At 40.4% G+C, this 17,539-nt stretch carries 16 protein-coding genes; 7 read left to right on the top strand and 9 right to left on the bottom strand.

The window, feature by feature from the left end; translation table 11 throughout:
- The first annotated feature begins 44 nt into the window (after positions 1–44).
- Positions 45–263, top strand: coding sequence for a DUF1653 domain-containing protein (locus MN869_RS05675; RefSeq protein WP_005204420.1), 219 nt, complete (start codon positions 45–47; stop codon positions 261–263).
- 40 nt (positions 264–303) lie between these two features.
- Positions 304–891: a class I SAM-dependent methyltransferase gene (locus tag MN869_RS05670; protein WP_005204419.1), complete on the top strand. Its 588-nt coding sequence runs from the start codon at positions 304–306 to the stop codon at positions 889–891.
- Here the strand turns inward: MN869_RS05670 and MN869_RS05665 are convergent.
- Positions 868–1,917 (bottom strand): AraC family transcriptional regulator, encoded by a 1,050-nt coding sequence (locus tag MN869_RS05665; RefSeq protein WP_033132995.1) that lies wholly within the window; start codon positions 1,915–1,917, stop codon positions 868–870. The genes MN869_RS05670 and MN869_RS05665 overlap by 24 nt on opposite strands.
- Positions 1,918–2,039: 122 nt before the next feature.
- Between MN869_RS05665 and MN869_RS05660 the strand changes: the two genes are divergently transcribed.
- Complete coding sequence (locus MN869_RS05660; RefSeq protein WP_033132994.1) at positions 2,040–3,233, top strand: alkane 1-monooxygenase; 1,194 nt, start codon at positions 2,040–2,042, stop codon at positions 3,231–3,233.
- Positions 3,234–3,284: 51 nt separating this feature from the next.
- On the opposite strand, the gene MN869_RS05655 is transcribed toward MN869_RS05660, so the two are convergent.
- Positions 3,285–3,494, bottom strand: a complete 210-nt coding sequence (locus MN869_RS05655) for a KTSC domain-containing protein (protein ID WP_005204416.1) — start codon at positions 3,492–3,494, stop codon at positions 3,285–3,287.
- A gap of 253 nt (positions 3,495–3,747) precedes the next feature.
- Positions 3,748–4,311 (bottom strand): alkyl hydroperoxide reductase subunit C, encoded by a 564-nt coding sequence (ahpC, locus tag MN869_RS05650; protein WP_004654049.1) that lies wholly within the window; start codon positions 4,309–4,311, stop codon positions 3,748–3,750.
- Between the two features lie 477 nt (positions 4,312–4,788).
- Here ahpC and hrpA point away from each other — a divergent pair, with 477 nt between their 5' ends.
- Together hrpA and MN869_RS05640 are read left to right on the top strand one after the other, a co-directional pair.
- Positions 4,789–8,643 (top strand): ATP-dependent RNA helicase HrpA, encoded by a 3,855-nt coding sequence (hrpA, locus tag MN869_RS05645; protein WP_033132993.1) that lies wholly within the window; start codon positions 4,789–4,791, stop codon positions 8,641–8,643.
- 45 nt (positions 8,644–8,688) lie between these two features.
- Positions 8,689–9,795, top strand: coding sequence for a beta-ketoacyl-ACP synthase III (locus MN869_RS05640; protein WP_004806370.1), 1,107 nt, complete (start codon positions 8,689–8,691; stop codon positions 9,793–9,795).
- Positions 9,796–9,859: 64 nt separating this feature from the next.
- On the opposite strand, the gene lipA is transcribed toward MN869_RS05640, so the two are convergent.
- Positions 9,860–10,873, bottom strand: coding sequence for a lipoyl synthase (gene lipA, locus MN869_RS05635; protein ID WP_033132992.1), 1,014 nt, complete (start codon positions 10,871–10,873; stop codon positions 9,860–9,862).
- A gap of 189 nt (positions 10,874–11,062) precedes the next feature.
- Here lipA and sthA point away from each other — a divergent pair, with 189 nt between their 5' ends.
- Both sthA and MN869_RS05625 read left to right on the top strand, forming a co-directional pair.
- A complete protein-coding gene (gene sthA, locus MN869_RS05630; protein ID WP_004806376.1) occupies positions 11,063–12,478 on the top strand; it encodes a Si-specific NAD(P)(+) transhydrogenase in 1,416 nt (471 codons plus the stop codon).
- A gap of 79 nt (positions 12,479–12,557) precedes the next feature.
- The gene (locus MN869_RS05625; RefSeq protein ID WP_004806378.1) at positions 12,558–13,031 is read left to right on the top strand and encodes a DUF3465 domain-containing protein; all 474 of its coding nucleotides are present in this window, start codon (positions 12,558–12,560) and stop codon (positions 13,029–13,031) included.
- A 40-nt stretch (positions 13,032–13,071) separates the two neighbouring features.
- Here MN869_RS05625 and MN869_RS05620 read toward each other — a convergent pair whose 3' ends face one another.
- The 5 genes from MN869_RS05620 to MN869_RS05600 form a co-directional block, all read right to left on the bottom strand.
- Positions 13,072–13,524 carry an Mpo1-like protein gene (locus MN869_RS05620; RefSeq protein ID WP_004806380.1) on the bottom strand — a complete coding sequence of 151 codons (453 nt, stop codon included), beginning with the start codon at positions 13,522–13,524 and terminating at the stop codon, positions 13,072–13,074.
- 135 nt (positions 13,525–13,659) lie between these two features.
- Positions 13,660–14,271, bottom strand: a complete 612-nt coding sequence (locus MN869_RS05615) for a septal ring lytic transglycosylase RlpA family protein (protein WP_004806381.1) — start codon at positions 14,269–14,271, stop codon at positions 13,660–13,662.
- Between the two features lie 289 nt (positions 14,272–14,560).
- Positions 14,561–15,562, bottom strand: a complete 1,002-nt coding sequence (gene mltB / locus MN869_RS05610) for a lytic murein transglycosylase B (protein WP_033132991.1) — start codon at positions 15,560–15,562, stop codon at positions 14,561–14,563.
- A gap of 19 nt (positions 15,563–15,581) precedes the next feature.
- Positions 15,582–16,724, bottom strand: a complete 1,143-nt coding sequence (rodA, locus tag MN869_RS05605; protein WP_004806385.1) for a rod shape-determining protein RodA — start codon at positions 16,722–16,724, stop codon at positions 15,582–15,584.
- Between the two features lie 154 nt (positions 16,725–16,878).
- Positions 16,879–17,538, bottom strand: a complete 660-nt coding sequence (locus MN869_RS05600; protein WP_033132990.1) for a hypothetical protein — start codon at positions 17,536–17,538, stop codon at positions 16,879–16,881.
- Position 17,539: the final 1 nt, after the last annotated feature.

The following is a 17,539-nucleotide window of genomic DNA, read 5'->3' as shown; positions in this document are numbered from 1 at the left end:
ATATAACTGCAATCATTTCGTGGCATAAATAAAGGGTAAGTAATATGACCTTACAACGTGGCATTTATCAACACTATAAAGGTCAGCTGTATCAAGTGTTTAATGTGGCTCGTCATAGTGAAACCGAAGAGGAATTGGTGGTCTATCAATGCTTATATGGTGATTACTCAATGTGGGTACGTCCATTGGCAATGTTTAGCGAAACCGTTCAGCTCGATGATGGTCAAATTCTGCCACGCTTTAAACTAATACAAACGACTTAAATTAAATACACTTTGCATAAGCGTAGTTGGGGGATCAGATATGACCAGCACTGTATTTTTAAAACGTATCTCTGATTTATATGATGAGTTTAAACAACATGATGCTCGACAGTCTGATCGTTTAAGACGCTACCGAAATATTGAAGCTGAGTCAGCTAAGCTACTTGCGATGTTGGTTCGTACTCAACGATCAAAACGGATTCTAGAAATTGGGACATCTACAGGCTATTCAACACTTTGGCTGGCGGAAGCAGGTAAAAGCGTCGGTGGGGCTGTACAAACCCTAGAAATTAATGCCTTTCGCAGTGCGCAAGCAAAAAAATATGCGGAAGAATTTGGCTTGGAGCCGTTTATTGATTTTTGGGTGGGAGATGCTGCTGATTATCTGGCCCAAGCGGTTGAACCTTATGATTTGATTCTACTGGATGCTGAACGTGGTAGTTATGTGAGCTACTGGCAAGACTTAAAGCGTTTATTGCAGTCTTCGGGAAGTACTTTAATTGTTGATAATGTGATTTCTCATGCAGCAGAGGTGAAGGAATTCCTCGAACTGATTAAAGATGATGAAGATTACATGAGTACCATTCTGCCGATTGGTGCAGGTTTATGTATGGTAGTGTTGAAGTGAATTGATTTTACTTTGATGATGTAGTCGATATGCTTGAGGGCTACAGCCAATCACTTTATTAAATGCACGGGTGAAATTGGCAGGATTAGAATAACCCAGCTCATAGGCAATATGGGTAATGGTAAAGCTAGAATTTTCTAATAACTCAATCGCACGCTCAGTGCTGATTTGCTGCTTTAAAGCTTGAAATTCAACGCCTTGTTGCTGTAAATAGCGTTGCAAGGTCTTGGTCGAAATGTTTAATACTTTGGCACATTCCATGAGGGTTGGGACTTGATTGGCTTGTCGCAACATCATGCTGACCCATTCCACAATTTCTCCTTGATGATAGATCTTCTGGATTTGTTCCTGACAGCGTTGTTCAACTATTTTTAAACTATGTGCATCTGCCAAAGGTAAGGGGAGTGCTAATTGCTGCTGATCAATCACCACGCGGATACCTGAAAGCCAAGTATAGTTAAAGTGGAAATTGGCTTTTACTAAGGTTAAATAACGTTCTTGATAGCTTGGCTCTGGAACACTCAAATAGACTTGATAACGTTGTAATTGCTGACCTGCCAACTCTAATAGGCTGTAGTAGAACGCTACGGCAATCGCTTCAATATGAAAGGCCAAACATTGCTTATTCATCTGCAAAATTGGTTCAAATAATAGTTCAACTTTTTGTGAGCCTGTTGGAAACTGAATGCTGAGCTTAAAACTTGGCATAATCAGTCTAAAATATTGTGCAATCAGCCTAAGTGCATGTTCCAGATTAGGACTGGTCATGAGTGCATAACCGACGAGACTATGTGAGCTGAGCTTGATATTTTTGCCCAGTTCAAAGGCCAAGTCTTGGGTATTGGGCAGACTTAAACCAATCTCAATGAATTGTTCAATTTGCTGAATCGATAATAATTCTGTTTTTGCCAGTTCTTGCTGCACAGCCATCAACAAATCATTATCGTATTGATGCGTACCGATTAGAATTTCAATCAGTCGTAAATAATAACGTGATGGAATAACAGGGATCTGTTGCTTTTGCACAAGAAAAACTCAGTAAAGTCTTAAAATGATAATAGCAAGTCTTAAAATGATAATATAGAGGGCCGGTGAAGAGACACAATCAACTCAAGCAAAACATTTTGTGTTTGATTGAGGAGTTTCTAATGAATATGCATACTCAACTGGATGTCGAGCAAGCGACAACAACATTTAAGGATAAGAAACGTCATTTATGGCTATTGGGTTTGGCTGTACCGACCATTGCGATGGGTGGTTTGGCGGGCTATCAGTTTGGCCCTAAAAAAACGAAAAAGTTCTTTGCTTCATTTGGGCCATTATTTATTCATGGCGTTATTCCAACATTAGATAAATTAATTGGTGAAGACACCGAAAACCCACCATTAGATGCAATCGCGGATTTAGAAGCCGATCCGTATTACGCTCGAATTGTTAAACTTTTTATTCCATTACAATATGCAACCAATATTTATGGGGCTTATTTAGCCAGTCGTAAAGACACCCCAGTTGCAGATCAGGCCTTATTGGGAACTTTGGTGGGCATGGTCAATGGAATTGCGATTAATACTGCACATGAACTGAGCCATAAGAGTGGGCGTCTAGAGCATTATCTTTCGCATTTGGCTTTAGCGCCATCGGGTTATAACCATTTTCGAATTGAACACCCGTATGGACATCATCGTCGCGTTGCAACACCTGAAGATCCAGCATCTTCACAATTTGGCGAAAGCTTTTGGAGGTTTTTACCGCGTACTGTGATTGGCAGCTTTAAATCGGCGATCGAAATTGAGAAAAACCGTTTAGAACGTAAGAAACTGCCTTTCCTCTGTAAGGAAAATGAGTTAATTCATGGCTGGGCGATGTCTGCTGTATATCATGCCGCCATGTTTAGCAAGTTTGGTATGCGTTCAGTCCCGTTCCAAGTCACGCAAGCAGCTTATGCGATTACCTTGTTTGAATCAGTAAATTATATTGAACATTATGGTTTAAAGCGTGCAAAGAAAGAAAATGGCCAATATGAACGGACTTTGCCAGAACATAGCTGGAATAATAATAATGTGGTGACCAATTTGTTCTTGTATCAATTACAACGTCATTCGGATCATCACGCCAATCCGACTCGAAGCTTTCAAACCTTACGTCACTTTCAAGATGCGCCGCAGTTACCCGCAGGTTATGGTGCCATGATTCTGCCAGCATTTATTCCATCTTGGTGGTCAAAAATCATGGATGATCGGGTTGTAGCGCATTATAAAGGTGACCTCAGTAGAATTAATATGCATGCTGATGTGAAGGAAGAAATGCTCGAGAAGTATATTGAGCAAAATGACGCGGCTTAAATAAGCGAAAGATATAAAACAGATCAGCCCCAACGGGCTGATTTTTTATGACTAGGCTGAAATACAGAGTCGTTTAAAATGTAGATCAAATTCTAGATATTTATGCACAAAGGCAGTTTTATCATTGGTGCGAAGTAAATTATTGTAGATAAACTCTGGAACGGGATGATAAAGCTCACCTGAGCCATTGCTATAGAAAATTTTTAAATAGCGTGAAGAAACATCATATTTCCAAGAGGTTACAACAACTGGTTTTTCCATATATTTGTCCCCATTTTGATTTGATCTTTTAGTACATGGTTAATAACTCTGGTGTTCTATTCTTTGACAGTACTCCAACTGTAACCGTCTGACAATTCATAAATGAAGCTTGCTATAAATTTATAAGTATAAGAATTGTAAAAAAATAGCTATAAATTTTGGGTGTGAAATAGGGCTTGGATTGATAAAAATAATCAATAAAAAAACCACCCTAAAAAGGGTGGTTTCAAACCAATTGGTCTAATCTAAATAATTAGATTTTACCAACTAAGTCGATAGATGGAGCAAGCGTAGCTTCGCCTTCTTTCCATTTAGCTGGGCAAACTTCACCTGGGTGAGCGTGAACATATTGAGCAGCTTTAACTTTACGAAGAAGTTCAGATGCATCACGGCCGATACCACCAGCGTTGATTTCAACGATTTGGATTTTGCCTTCTGGATCGATTACGAAAGTACCACGGTCAGCAAGACCAGCAGCTTCGATTAATACGTCGAAGTTTTTAGAAAGTGTCCAAGTTGGGTCACCGATCAATGGGTATTGGATTTTACCAATAACTTCTGAAGTGTCGTGCCAAGCTTTGTGCGTGAAGTGAGTGTCAGTAGATACGCCATAGATTTCAACGCCTAATTTTTGGAATTCAGCATAGTTGTCAGCAAGGTCGCCTAACTCAGTTGGACATACGAAAGTGAAGTCAGCTGGGTAGAAGAATACAACAGACCATTTGCCTTTAAGATCTGCTTCAGATACGTCAACAAATTGACCGTTGTGGTACGCAGTCGCTTTAAATGGTTTAACTTCAGTATTAATTAAGCTCATCATTGTCTCCATGATTGAGGTTTTATTGAGAGGCTAACGCCTTACTTGTTTACGAGGTCAAGAATAAATAATTTTTAGTTATTGGGGAAATAGTATTTTTACATGACTAAAATCGGAAAATTGAATAAATCAATAAAAACGACTTTCACCCAAGAATATCTGTCCTATTTGACTGCATCGAGATGAAGCAAACATGACAAAAGATCCAGAACTAATGTGCATAACAACATGAAGTCTACGCCATCAAAATTCAAGGGTAAAATTGAAAAAATCTAAAATTATATAAAAAACGGAGATATACGATTAAATATTCTACATCAGATGAATATGTAAAATGATCTGGGAATAAAAAAGTATAATTGGACGAATAAGTGCGGTTTTAGATTTTATCTCAAACAGTTTGAAAAGGTTTCTTTGCATAGCAAGGGCTTAAGGCGTAAAATAGCCGATTATTTAATTTTTCAGGAAAGCTGTTCAGTGCAGAGTCATTTAAATGTAGATCAATTGGTTATGGCACGTGACCGTCACCGTTTAAATCGACTGCGCAAAGATAAAAAAACAGAAACAGCGGAAATCGAAAAACTGATTCAACAATCGAATCATAAAGTAAAACAACGCTTAGCACGTGTTCCCAAGATCAAGCTGAATCAAGACCTACCTGTTACCCAATACGCAGACCGTTTAATTGAGGCGATTCAAAAGCATCAAGTCATTATTGTTGCTGGTGAAACGGGTTCTGGTAAAACTACACAGCTTCCCCAAATCGCGATGCTGGCAGGGCGTGGACTCACTGGGATGATTGGTCATACTCAGCCACGTCGATTGGCGGCTCGAAGTGTCTCACAACGTATTGCAGAAGAAGTGGGCGAGAAGCTTGGCGAATCAATTGGCTTTAAGATTCGTTTTAATGAGCAAGGTTCACAAGATTCAATCGTCCGTTTGATGACAGATGGTATTTTGTTGGCTGAATTGACCAATGACCGTTTTTTATCAAAATACGATACGATCATTATTGATGAAGCGCATGAACGTTCACTCAATATTGACTTCATTATGGGCTATCTCAAGCAGCTTTTGCCAAAACGCCCTGATCTAAAAGTTATCGTGACCTCGGCTACGCTAGATGTAAATCGTTTTAGCCAGTATTTTTATAATGCACCAATTTTTGAAGTAGAAGGTCGCAGCTTTCCTGTCGAGCTACGTTATCGTCCAATCTCTGAGCTGAGTATTGTCGGTAGCGATGACGACGAGTTTGACGATTTTGAAGAAAATTTACCGCGCGCTGTAGTACAAGCGGTAGAAGAGTGTTTTGCCGATGCTGAAGCAAAAGGTCATCCTGAATATGCGGATATTTTAATTTTTGCCAGTACAGAGCAGGAAATCCGTGAATTACAGGAAACGCTGCAAAAATATGGTCCTCGTCATACTGAGGTGTTGCCTTTATATGCACGTTTAGCACTGGCTGAACAGCAAAAGATTTTTAGTCCAAGTGGCAAAGGTCGACGCATTATTATTGCGACCAACGTGGCTGAAACTGCATTGACGGTTCCGAATATTCGCTATGTGATTGACAGTGGTTTTGCTCGTATCTCGCGTTATAACTACCGTTCTCGGGTACAGCGCTTACCGATTGAAGCGATTTCACAAGCTGCAGCCAACCAGCGTAAAGGCCGCTGTGGTCGTATTGCTGCGGGTGTATGTATTCGTCTATACAGTGAAGAAGACTTTTTAAGTCGTCCTGAGTTTACTGAACCTGAAATTAAACGGACCAACTTAGCCTCTGTTATTTTGCAAATGCAAAGCTTAGGTTTGGGCAATCTAGAAGATTTTGATTTTATTGAGCCACCTGATTTCCGTTTGGTGAATGACGGACGTAAGCTCTTGGTTGAGTTAGGTGCATTAAACGAACGTAAGAATGATTTAACCAAAGTCGGTCAAATGATGGCGCGTATGCCAATTGACCCACGTTTAGCACGTATGTTGGTTGGCGGGGCTCATTTTGGTGTGCTCAAAGAAACGTTGATTATTGTCAGTGCCTTGGCTATTCAAGATCCGCGTGAGCGTCCTGCGGACAAGCAAATGCAGGCAGATCAAAAACATGCCTTGTTTAAAGAAGCTGACTCAGACTTTTTATTCTATTTAAAACTTTGGAGTACGCTGCAAACCAGTCCTGAAACACAAACTGAAAATAAGCGCCGTCAATTTGCACGTCAGCACTTTTTAAGTTGGTTACGTCTTCGTGAATGGAAACAAACCCATCAGCAATTGGTTGAATTGGCAGAAGGTTTAAAGCTCAGTTTTAATGAAAAATCAGCCAATTATGAAAACTTACACCGTGCGCTGTTAACTGGTTTGCTTTCATTTATCGCGAATAAAACAGATGAACGTAATACTTTTATGGCGGTGCGCCAGCAGAAGGCTAAAGTTTTTCCTGCCAGTACCTTACACAAGACCAATACCGCTTGGGTTATGGCATTTGAGATGGTGGAAACCTCTCAGGTGTATTTACGGACTTTGGCAAAAATTGATCCTGAATGGATTCTATTGGCTGCGCGTGATTTATTGAAATATCACTATTTTGAACCACATTGGTCGAAAAAAGCGGGTATTGTTAATGCTTATGCGCAGATTTCTCTGTTTGGTTTGATTATTGAACCGAAAAGATTAATCAATTTTGAAAAAGTGGACCAACCTGCGGCACATGAAATCTTTTTACGTGATGCCTTAACGACAGGTAATTTAGGTATTACGCCGCCATTTTTAAAACATAACTTACTCAAACTTCAAGAAGTTGAACGGGTTGAAGATAAATTACGTCGTCGTGATTTGGTGGTGGATGAAGAGACTATTTACCAGTTCTATGCAGAGAAAGTGCCAGAAGAAATTGCCAGTCGCAGCAGTTTTGAAGATTGGCGTGCAACCATTGAGTCAGAGCATCCGCGTTATTTATTTGTAGATGATGATGCGTTATGGATGAATGATCGTCCAACGACGCAACAATTCCCAGATTATTTGCATAATGGACAACTGCGACTTGCTGCCAGCTATCGTTTTGACCCTAGCCATGATGAAGATGGTGCGACAGTTAAAATTCCAGTGCAGGCTTTACCGCAAGTGGATGAAAAGCAGTGGTCATGGGGCATTCCAGGGTGGCGTCAGGATTTAATCGAAGCTTTATTAAAAGCACTACCAAAAGACAAGCGTCGCAATTTGGTGCCGATTCCAGATACAGCTAAAAAGCTCATGCAGGGGATTGATGCGGTTCATCTGCGTGAACATTTATTTAGCTACTTGGCGTTTGCTTTACGCGGTGAGCAGATTACGGAAAAAGATTTTTCTTTTGAGCGCATTGATCAGTATCTGATTCCGTTTATCAAGGTGGTAGATGAAAAAGGCAAGTTGATTGCACAAGGGCGTGATCTAGATGAGTTAAAAGCACGTTGTCGTGTTGAAACCCATCGTCCAGTGAAACAGCAACAAGGCGAGTTCCAGACCTTCCCTGAAAATTTTGTATTCGAAGCATCGCAAAAAGTAACAGGTGTTGTGATCAAGCAATATCAGGCCTTGGTGCCAAGCAAGCTATTTGCTGATCTTGACGCCAAAGATGAATCTGGCGTGGTGATTCAAACCTTTAATGATCAGGATGAAGCGATTAAGCAACATCGAGAAGGGGTGATTCGTCTTGTACATATGCAGTTGGGGGATTTAATCCGTCAATTGAAAAAACAGATTTCCAAGCCGTTGGCTCTCGCTTATTCACCCCTGGGTGATCGTGCCAAGCTGGAACAAATGCTGGTTTATGCAACCTTGCAAGTTTCAATTCAAGATCTACCAAAAAATTCGGCTGAGTTTCAGCAGTTACTCACTGAAACTAAAAAGCAATTTTTAGCAAATGGTCAACAGACATTAAGTGATTTAACTGAAATATTTACTCAATGGCAGCAGATCCGCCGTGAGTTATTGGTGTTGGATCAAAGCATCTTTGGTCGAAGTGTAGATGACATTGAAGATCAACTTGATTTAATGTCATTAGCAAACTTTGTTTATAGCCGTCCTGCTGAAATTTGGCAGGAATACCCGCGTTATTTAAAAGCGCTGCTATTGCGTTTAGATCGTTTGCCCAATAATCTACAACGAGACCTTGCTGCAATTGATGATGTCGATCCATGGATGGACAAAGTATTTAAATTTAAAAATGATCCTAAAATCAAAGAACTGTATTTGATGTTGGAAGAATTTAGAATTTCTTTGTTTTCTCAGCCGATGAAAACAAAGCTGCCTATTTCACCAACTAGATTACAAAAACTATGGGATCGATTAGCAATCGGTTAAACTGAGAAATATGAAAGTTAGAAGCATTCTTTACAGGAGTTTTACATGGGCATCCGTATAACAGGTACAGGTTTATTCCACCCAACCGAATCTATTTCCAATGAAGAATTGGTTGAAAGTTTAAATGCTTATGTAGAACAGTATAACCAAGATAACGCAGCGCAAATTGAAGCTGGCGAAATTGAAGCACTTCGTGGCTCAAGCCCTGAATTTATTGAGAAAGCATCGGGTATTCAACGCCGTTATGTGGTCGAAAAATCAGGTATTCTTGATCCGACACGTTTACGTCCGCGCTTGCAAGAGCGTAGTAATGATGAACTTTCACTTCAAGCAGAGTGGGGTGTTATTGCTGCTAAGCAGGCGATGGAAAATGCAGGTGTTACCGCAGAAGATATCGACGTTGTAATTTTGGCATGTTCAAATATGCAACGTGCCTATCCAGCGGTTGCAATTGAAATCCAGTCAGCTTTGGGTATTCAAGGTTATGCTTATGACATGAACGTGGCATGTTCTGCTGCAACGTTTGGTTTGAAACAAGCCTACGATGCAGTGAAATGTGGTGCACGCCGTGTACTCTTGCTCAATGTTGAAATTACATCGGGTCATTTAGACTACCGTACTCGTGATGCACACTTTATCTTTGGTGATGTTGCGACAGCATCAATTATTGAAGAAACTGAAACCAAATCGGGTTATGAAATCTTAGATATCCATTTGTTTACCCAGTTCTCAAATAATATCCGTAACAATTTTGGTTTCTTAAACCGTAGTGAAGATGCAGTTGTTGACGACAAGTTATTCCGTCAAGATGGTCGTAAAGTCTTTAAAGAAGTTTGTCCACTAGTTGCGAAAATCATTACCGCACAATTGGAAAAACTTGAGTTAAGCGCTGAACAAATCAAGCGTTTCTGGTTACACCAAGCCAATGCCAATATGAATGAACTGATTTTGAAATTGGTGGTCGGTAAAGAGGCTGATTTAGAGCGTGCACCGATCATTCTGGATGAGTTTGCCAATACCTCATCTGCAGGTGTGATTATTGCGATGCATCGTACTGGTGAGCAGGTCAATGATGGTGAGTATGCTGTGATTTCTTCATTCGGTGCTGGTTATTCTGTCGGTTCGATTGTAGTGCAGAAGCATATTGCCTAAAGTTTTGTTTTAATCATAAAAAAAACACCACAATTGTGGTGTTTTTTTATTGCCAACTAAAAAGTTAAGCTTCAATCGCCTGAACTGCAATTTTCTTGGCAGGATCGACTTTACGGCGTACCACTGGAACAGGTTCACCATGGTATTGGCGATCAGCAAAGTAGCTTGAGCGAACCATTGGCGCAGACCAGATATTTCTAAAGCCAAGTTTACGACCATGCTCAGCATAACGCTCGAATTCATCTGGCGTTACAAAGCGGTCAATCGGCGCATGTTGCTTAGATGGCTGTAGATATTGACCAATGGTAATGTAGTCAACATCATGTGCTCTAAGGTCATCGAGCAGGGCAATCACTTCTTCTTCAGTTTCACCGATGCCGACCATCAAACCACATTTGGTTGGTACATCAGGGCAGTATTCTTTAAACATTTTTAACAGCGTTAAAGAGTGCTGATAATCAGAACCTGGACGCATCGCTTTATACAAACGTGGCACAGTTTCAATGTTGTGGTTGAATACATCTGGCGGACATTCAGTCATGATGCGTAAGGCAATATCCATACGACCACGGAAGTCAGGTACTAGAATTTCCAATAAGGTTTTTGGGCTTAATGCACGGGCTTCTTTGATACAATCAACGAAGTGTTGCGCACCACCATCCAAAAGGTCGTCACGGTCAACCGAGGTAATCACGGCATATTTGAGGCCGAGATTGGAAATGGTTTCTGCCATGTGGCGTGGTTCATCTGGATCTAGAGCATTTGGGCGACCATGTGCAACGTCACAGAATGGACAGCGACGTGTACAGATATCACCCATGATCATGAAGGTTGCTGTACCACCACCGAAACATTCTGGTAGGTTGGGGCAAGCCGCTTCTTCACATACGGTATGCAGTTTTTGCGAGCGCAAGGTTGTTTTGATACGCTGAACTTCTTCTGGAGCGGTCATCTTGACTCGAATCCAGTCAGGTTTGCGAGGTACTTCAACCGTAGGGATAACTTTTACAGGAATTCTCGCGACTTTTTCCGCGCCACGAAGTTTTATACCCTGTTCAGGTTTACGGTGTTCAGACATATAATTTCTACAGCCTTTGACTTGAGATATCCCGTTATTATAGTCAAATTTACCGTAATAAAGCATGAAAAGTGGTATTCATTTTGAAAATGTAAATATATAAAAATATATAGTTGTGAAATACATCATCTGGCTGCATATTGGTTATCATATATATAGCAAAACGGTTAAGAGACAAAGGAGCTTTGAATGCCACGTAAGAAAGAGGTCGTTGGTGGGAATATTGTCAAATATGATGCAGTAATTCTCGGTTCTGGCCCAGCTGGCGAAGGCGCGGCAATGAAGCTTGCAAAAGCAGGTAAGCGTGTTGCAATCGTTGATGTTCGTGATCAACTCGGTGGTAACTGCGCACACGTAGGCACAATTCCAAGTAAAGCTTTACGTCAAACAGTTTCAAGTATTATTCGTTATCAACGTGACCCAATGTTTCAAAAAGTAGGTGAGTGGAAACAATTCACCATGAAACAGGTACTACGTAATGCGCATAAAGTCATTCAACAGCAGGTTGATACGCATACACGTTTTTATGATCGCAATAAAATCGAAGTTTTCCACGGTCGTGCGTATATCCAAGATAAAAACACCGTACTGATTTTTGGTCAGGATGGCATTAAAGATACCATTATTTGCAAGCAAATCGTGATTGCAACGGGTAGCCGTCCATACCAACCAAAAGGTTTAGATTTCAATCATCCGCGCGTATTTGATTCGGACAAGATTCTTGACCTTGATTATTCAATCCAAAAGATCATCATTTATGGTGCGGGCGTAATTGGTTGTGAATACGCTTCTATTTTTATCGGACTCGATCATAAAGTTGATTTGATCAACACCCAGCAAAAGCTTTTAAGCTACCTTGATGATGAAATTGCCGATGCATTGTCATATCACTTACGTGAACAAGGGGTATTGATTCGTCATAATGAGCAAATTGATCGTTTAGAAACTTTTGATGATCATGTGGTCTTACATTTACTCAGCGGTAAGAAGATCAAGGCAGATGCGATCTTATGGTGTAATGGCCGTTCAGGTAATACCGATGGTCTAGGCTTGGAAAATGTGGGCTTGGTACCGAATGGTCGCGGTCAGCTCATGGTCAATGATCAATATCAAACTGAAGCTGAAAATATTTATGCTGCAGGTGATGTGATTGGTTGGCCTTCACTTGCTTCCGCTGCGTATGACCAAGGTCGTTGCGCAGGTGCAAACATGGTAGGCGAAAAGAATGTGAAGCCAATCCGTGATGTACCAACAGGTATTTATACCATTCCAGAGATTTCTTCAATTGGTAAGACTGAACAAGAACTGACTGAAGAGAAAGTGCCTTACGAAGTTGGTCAGGCTTCTTTCCGTCATTTGGCACGTGCACAGATTACTGGTGATACCGTCGGTGAATTAAAGATTCTGTTCAATCGTGATACTTTAGAGGTCTTGGGTATTCACTGTTTTGGTAACAATGCAGCAGAGATTATTCACATTGGTCAAGTGGTGATGCACAGTCCAAACAATACCTTGAAGTATTTCGTAGAAACGACATTCAACTATCCAACCATGGCTGAAGCCTATCGTGTTGCGGCTTTGAATGGTATGAATCGACTATTCTAAATGTGATAGACGTTGTATGATCAAAATGCCAATCAATTCGATTGGCATTTTGCTATTTTGCGTCTGATAAAAGGTAAATATGAAAACTCAAAAAAATAATCTGATCATTATTGCGATCATTGTGTTGATTGCAGCTTATTTCGGTCTTGATTTTAAGCAAAAACAAAATACCAGTAATTCTTCCTCTATACCAAGTACGAGTAGTGCTGTAGCGGTCGATGATCAAAACAAGATCATGCAAGCCTATCAGCATCAACGAAGTAATGTACAGGTCCAAGCACAAGGTGTTGTGAAAGCGATTTTGCCAGATGACAATGAAGGTTCAAGACATCAGAAAATGATTCTTAAACTGGAGAATGGTTTAACCGTATTGATCGCACACAACATTGATTTAGCCCCAAGAATCGAAGGGCTGAAAAAAGGCGATACAGTTGAGTTTTTTGGTGAATATGAATATAGCCAAAAAGGTGGTGTCATTCATTGGACCCATCATGATCCACGTGGAAAACACATCGATGGTTGGTTGAAATACCAAGGGAAAATCTATCAATAACAGTTTCCCTTGGCTGGTTGCTTGCAAGATGTGCGCTAAATTAGCTTGTAAGCGCTGATTTTTGACGAATTTTCCATTTAGGTAGGACTTTAGCTAAATAAGCGTCCATGCACCACACAGGGCCAATCAGAAGGAATTGTAAATCTTTAAAGAATGAAGGCTTCTTGCCCTCAACTTTATGCCCATAAAATTGTCCGATCCACGCAATCACAAAAACACCGATATAGAATCCAACTCCCACAGGTAGGATCACAATTAGCCACGCCATGACGGCTAATAAAGCAGCCATTGCTATTGCAAGTACGACATCCAGACGTGCGTAAAACACCAAAGTTAAAACCAGCAATAGGGCGGTGAGTAAGGTGCTAAAGTGCGCCAGAATACCAATGATCGAAAATAGAATGGCAGGAACACAGACCCAGTGGATTTTTTTGTTGGTTTGGTTTTGGTGACTGTCACTATATTCATCAAACCATTCGTCAATCGATTTCACAGCGCGCTCCTTGCAGTATTCATTTTTATTTATTCAATATACCGAAGAATAGGATAAGGCGTAAAGCATTAACAAATGTAATAGATAAAAATAAAAAAGCCGCAATAAGCGGCTTTTTAGTAATGGTCTTAATGATTAAGAATTAGGACCATCAACACGTTCAATGCTCACATTGCCCGTACCTGAACTAGACATACCAAGTTGCTTTGCAGCGCCATAAGATAAATCTAATACACGGTTACCATGGAATGGACCACGATCGTTAACTTTTACAACAACACTTTTGCCATTGTCTTTGTTTGTTACACGGATATAACAGTTCAAAGGAAGGCTACGGTGAGCAGCAGTCATAGCATTCATATCGAATGTTTCACCGCTTGCTGTTTTGCGACCATGGAATTGACGACCATACCACGATGCAACGCCATTTTGGCTGAATTTACGAACGGTGTTCGAAGCAACAGTATTCAGTTTTTCAATCACTGAAGGCTCTTCTGCTGGGATATCGATCTTAGCAGCGATCGTTTGGCGACGTACTTTGTCACCTGAACTCTCAGTGATTGAAAGACTATTAACGTTTGAAAAACGAGAATTAAAATTTTGAGAATCTTTGCTTAGTACGCGGGCAGCCAAGTTAGAACCTTCAACATCATTGGTTAATGATGAAGACTGTACCATTTCAGCATGTAACGGGCTTAAACTTAAGCCTGCCGTCAGCGCTATAATATATTTTAGCGAAAACTGCATTGTATAAACTCCTAGAGAACATGCTTTTCTATTTCAATAAAAACACCTTGAAATATAGTGCACATGTCTAATTATTCACTTTTGCAATTACTTTATCTTGCGGCGATAATATTCATCACTTACGAAGTGTGTCTAGTCCTTAACGATAAATAGTTACAAAAAGGGCAAAAACTTACAGTTTCTGGTTAAAAAATAATCAATATTGTAACAATTTATAAATTTTGCTGATTAAGTGTACTTTTTTAATAAAAAATTTATTGACTTTTCATAATGTTGTAAAAAAGCTAGCCTATCGGCTAGCTACTTCGGTGCCTAATAACCATACAGCAGTTGCATACATGCGACTCTTGTTGTAGGTCGTAATGACTTGGAAATTTGGATAAGTAATATAGTAAATTGGACCAAATTGGTCTTGTAATTGAATAACATTGACTAAATCAAGATCATCAATTTTTACCAAAGGGTCAATTGGTGCGACTCCCAATTTTTTCAATTCACCATAAGGAACTGGCTGGGTCAAATCTTTAGCAATCACGCTATCTGGATTGTTACCTAAGTAGCGAGCAGGGAAGCCAATTGGACGATCTCGCTGCCAACCGTGTTGAGCTAAATAGTTGGCAATTGAACCAATTGCATCAGCAGCAGAGTTTCTTAAATCGATATGTCCATTACCATCGTAATCCACGCCTAATTTTTGAATATTGCTTGGCATGAATTGCGGGTAACCAATCGCACCTGCATAAGAACCCATGATACTGTTGGTTGGATAGCCTTCTTTATATGTCCATGAAATTAATGCAGCCAATTCATCGCTAAAGTAGTCAGCACGACGAGGGTAACCAAAGGCAAGCGTTGCTAAGGCGTCTCTAGTGATGAAAGAGCCTTTATTGGCACCATAGCCCGTTTCTACACCTAAAATGCCGAGAATCACCGATTTAGGTACACCATACTGCTGTTCAGCACGATTTAGTACATCTTCATATTGGCTTTTAAAACGTGCACCACGTTGAATGGTACCTTCAACTAAAAACATTGAACGATATTGATACCAAGGTTTACTTTCACCAGGGCGAGTCATGATGTTCAAAATATTGGGTAAATTACGCGCACCACTCATCGCAGCATCGATTTGTTCGCTGCTTAAGCCGTAGGTTGTCATTGCCTTTTGTTTGAAAGCAAAGTAATTAGGGTGATTGTAAAATTCATTTGCTTGTGCCCAATTACTGCTCAAGAATAAACCAGCACTTAAAGTTAAAAATTTAAAAGTTTTATTCAAAGTAGGAAGAAACATAAGTTTATAAAATTCCTCATTATCGATGTGTATGAATAGACATAACCAGTCCAAAAGTTGACATAAGGGTAATAATTGCAGTTCCGCCATAACTCATGAACGGCAAAGGCACACCTACTACAGGTAAAATACCACTGACCATGCCTGCATTTACAAATACATAAACAAAAAATGACAAACCAAAGGCACCAGCAACCAAACGACCATAGTTATGAAAGCTTTGTAAGCCAATCTGGAATGTTCTAAAAATAATTGCACAATAGAGAAGAATCAGCAGTGTAACGCCAATCAAGCCAAATTCTTCTGAATAGGCGGCAATAATAAAGTCAGTATGACCTTCAGGTAAAAAGTGTAAGTGGGATTGAGTTCCCTCTAAAAAGCCTTTACCTGAAAAGCCACCAGAACCGATTGCAGTTTTAGACTGAATAATGTTCCAACCTGTACCTAGAGCATCGGCTTCTGGGTTAAATAAAGTCAAAACACGTTGGCGCTGATAGTCGTGTAGTAAAAATTCCCATGCGATCGGAATAATGACACCTGCTACACCCGCTGCACCTGCAATCAATTTCCATGATAAGCCACTGAGGAAAAGCACGAAAATCCCACTGGCGAGTACCAATAAGGAGGTGCCTAAGTCGGGTTGTTCAGCAATGAGGAGAAAAGGCACCACAATCAGCAATAAAGACAGAATGACTTGTGAGAAGCTTGGCGGCAGAGCTTTACGTGACAAGAACCACGCTACCATCATCGGCATACCAATTTTCATAAACTCACTGGGTTGCACGCTACCAAAGCCGGGGATGTCAATCCAACGCTGAGCACCCATACGAACTTCACCAAAAATCACCACTGCAAGCAGCGACAGCACTCCAAATACATAAAAGTAGGGAGAAAATGCTTGATACACTTTTGGTGGGATCTGAGCCAAACTAAACATGACCACGAAACCGATACCAAAGCTCATGGCTTGTTTACTTACAAGCCCAACGTCTTGTGCAGATGCACTATATAAGACCGTGAGCCCTAGTATGGCATTGAGAATCAGAAATAGACAAAGCCATGGGTCGATATGCAGTTGTTGCCAACGAGAAGGCTGATTGGCTGTGCTCAAGCCATCACGAGGTGCTTGACGTAAAAATTTGTATTGCGGGCTTGGAGACATGCGATTCTAAATCAGGTAAATCAACGCTTCGCGAATGCTAACATAAACGCTGATTTAGACAATGTAAATTTAGAAATTGTGACATTTATAAGAGATTAATTTGGCATAAAAAAAGCGACGATTTGGCAATCGTCGCTTTCTCAGCATTCTAGGCTTATTTTTGTACCAAAAGTTGGTCGAAGTGCTTGGTAAAGACTTCAAGTTCCACTTGGCTTAAGCTCGGAATCAGTTTTTTAATCACGATATGAACAGCAGTTTCTACGCCGCTGGTCGCAACGCTGGCAACGCCACGTTTCACCATACCTAGACCAAGAGTTTTGTTGAATTCAGTCATAAAGTGATGGATGAGGGCATCAGCAAAAGATTTAAACTGCTTTGTTAAAGCATCACGTTGCTCTTTACCGTTTCCAGCAGCAACTTCTGCAAAGCTTTTTTTCATGTCGTTGACAAGATTGTCTGGTAATACCGTACCGATACGTTGTTTACCCTCATTATCAATAAACAAGCTCTTTTCCATGAATGCTAATGATTCAAGCACTTGTTCATTTGAAGCTTTGCCTAGGAGCTGCTTCATCAAGGTTTCAACAATGCCGCGAATTTTAATCGCAAGACCTTCAGTCGTATCACGTTTGTCACTTGGTGGAAATTGTTGAACCAAGTGAACCAACATAGTGTCAATTAACTCATCAGTTAGCTGTAGAGAAATTTTGTCGCGTAAAGGGTATTGAGGCTCTTTACTGTCACGGTTGGCTTGTGCAAGTTGAATGTCCTGACTCAAACTTGCTGACGGAAGAATCCCGAAATAACTGGTCATT

Source organism: Acinetobacter sp. NIPH1876 (genome assembly GCF_022808535.1).
Taxonomy (GTDB): domain Bacteria; phylum Pseudomonadota; class Gammaproteobacteria; order Pseudomonadales; family Moraxellaceae; genus Acinetobacter; species Acinetobacter higginsii.
The sequence above is the reverse complement of the archived record's forward strand: the minus strand, read 5'-3'. Positions and strand labels throughout refer to the sequence as shown.

Coding starts and splice junctions, on each gene's coding strand:
- MN869_RS05675 (WP_005204420.1), top strand. CDS start 45: ATGACCTTACAACGTGGCATTTATCAACACTATAAAGGTCAGCTGTAT.
- MN869_RS05670 (WP_005204419.1), top strand. CDS start 304: ATGACCAGCACTGTATTTTTAAAACGTATCTCTGATTTATATGATGAG.
- MN869_RS05660 (WP_033132994.1), top strand. CDS start 2,040: ATGAATATGCATACTCAACTGGATGTCGAGCAAGCGACAACAACATTT.
- MN869_RS05655 (WP_005204416.1), bottom strand. CDS start 3,494: ATGGAAAAACCAGTTGTTGTAACCTCTTGGAAATATGATGTTTCTTCA.
- ahpC (WP_004654049.1), bottom strand. CDS start 4,311: ATGAGCTTAATTAATACTGAAGTTAAACCATTTAAAGCGACTGCGTAC.
- MN869_RS05640 (WP_004806370.1), top strand. CDS start 8,689: ATGGGCATCCGTATAACAGGTACAGGTTTATTCCACCCAACCGAATCT.
- lipA (WP_033132992.1), bottom strand. CDS start 10,873: ATGTCTGAACACCGTAAACCTGAACAGGGTATAAAACTTCGTGGCGCG.
- sthA (WP_004806376.1), top strand. CDS start 11,063: ATGCCACGTAAGAAAGAGGTCGTTGGTGGGAATATTGTCAAATATGAT.
- MN869_RS05625 (WP_004806378.1), top strand. CDS start 12,558: ATGAAAACTCAAAAAAATAATCTGATCATTATTGCGATCATTGTGTTG.
- MN869_RS05615 (WP_004806381.1), bottom strand. CDS start 14,271: ATGCAGTTTTCGCTAAAATATATTATAGCGCTGACGGCAGGCTTAAGT.
- mltB (WP_033132991.1), bottom strand. CDS start 15,562: ATGTTTCTTCCTACTTTGAATAAAACTTTTAAATTTTTAACTTTAAGT.
- rodA (WP_004806385.1), bottom strand. CDS start 16,724: ATGTCTCCAAGCCCGCAATACAAATTTTTACGTCAAGCACCTCGTGAT.
- MN869_RS05600 (WP_033132990.1), bottom strand. CDS start 17,538: ATGACCAGTTATTTCGGGATTCTTCCGTCAGCAAGTTTGAGTCAGGAC.